The organism is Burkholderia territorii (assembly GCF_902833055.1).
Taxonomy (GTDB): Bacteria; Pseudomonadota; Gammaproteobacteria; order Burkholderiales; family Burkholderiaceae; genus Burkholderia; species Burkholderia territorii.
In genome coordinates, this window is sequence record NZ_CADFEJ010000052.1 from 1 (window position 1) to 1,305 (window position 1,305).

General features: G+C 60.5%; 1 protein-coding gene. It reads left to right on the forward strand.

Annotated features, from left to right (window positions below; all coding sequences use genetic code 11):
* Positions 1–81 precede the first annotated feature (81 nt).
* A complete protein-coding gene (locus tag HW466_RS30920; protein WP_060346772.1) occupies positions 82–1,302 on the forward strand; it encodes an ISL3 family transposase in 1,221 nt (406 codons plus the stop codon).
* Positions 1,303–1,305: the final 3 nt, after the last annotated feature.

The window sequence follows — 1,305 nt, forward strand, 5'->3', positions numbered from 1 at the left end:
GGTTCATCGCAGAAAACCGTGGAGGGTTTTCAAGCGATTGCATAATCTGACACCTGATTCTAAGGATGTCGGAGGAGGCAATTGCTCGATCGAAAGGCACTTCAGGCACTGGGCTGCTGGACCGGCTATCGGTTGGAGCGTGTGGAATGGCCGCAAGGGGAAGAGCGCACGCTATCGCTGCATTTGAAGCCGGTCAGCAAGGTGATGTACTGCGAGCAATGCGGTGCGCGGTGCAATCAAATCCACGAGACGATAGTTCGCCGCGTGCGCGATCTGCCGCTGTTCGAGTACCGAGTAGTGCTGCACGTCCCCCGCCGCCGGGTCTGGTGCGAACGCTGCGGCGGTCCACGACTGGAGAAACTGGCGTGGCTGGGCCGTTACCAGCGAGTGACGGAGCGATTTGCCAAGGCCTGCGAGAAACTGCTGCAAGCAGCCAGCGTGCAGGCAGTGGCGGCCTTCTACGATTTGGGCTGGCACACGGTCAAATCGATCGACAAGATGCGCTTGCAAGCGCGTGTGGCCGAGCCGGACTGGTCGACGATCCGTTATCTTGCGATGGACGAGTTTGCACTCCATAAAGGCCATCGATATGCCACGGTGGTGGTCGATCCGATCGGCCGGCAGGTGCTCTGGATTGGATCGGGACGCTCACGCGAGACGGCCCGCGCCTTCTTCGAGCAGCTTCCTGAGGGTGTCGCCGAGCGCATCGAAGCAGTCGCGATCGACATGACCACGGCCTACGAGCTGGAAATCAAGGCGCAGTGTCCGCAGGCCGAGGTGGTCTACGACCTGTTCCACGTCGTGGCCAAGTACGGGCGCGAGGTGATTGATCGGGTGCGAGTGGATCAGGCCAATCAGTTACGCCATGACCGGCCGGCCCGCAAGGTATTGAAATCCAGTCGCTGGCTGCTGCTGCGCAACCGCCTCAACCTGAAGCCCGAGCAGTCCGTGCATCTGAAGGAACTGCTGGCTGCCAATCAGCCGTTGCTGTGCGTCTACGTGCTACGCGACGAACTCAAACGGCTCTGGTTCTACCGAAAGCCTGCCTGGGCGGAAAAGGCCTGGGAACACTGGATCGAACAAGCCCGGCAAAGCGGGATTGCCGCGCTACAACTGTTCGCGCAGCGCCTGCAGGGTTACTGGCACGGAATCCTCGCCCGCTGCCGCCATCCACTCAATACCAGCGTCGTCGAAGGCATCAACAACACCATTAAGGTCATCAAGCGTCGGGCCTACGGGTACCGCGACGAGGAATACTTCTTCCTCAAAATCCGCGCCGCGTTCCCCGGTAATCCTCGATGAACC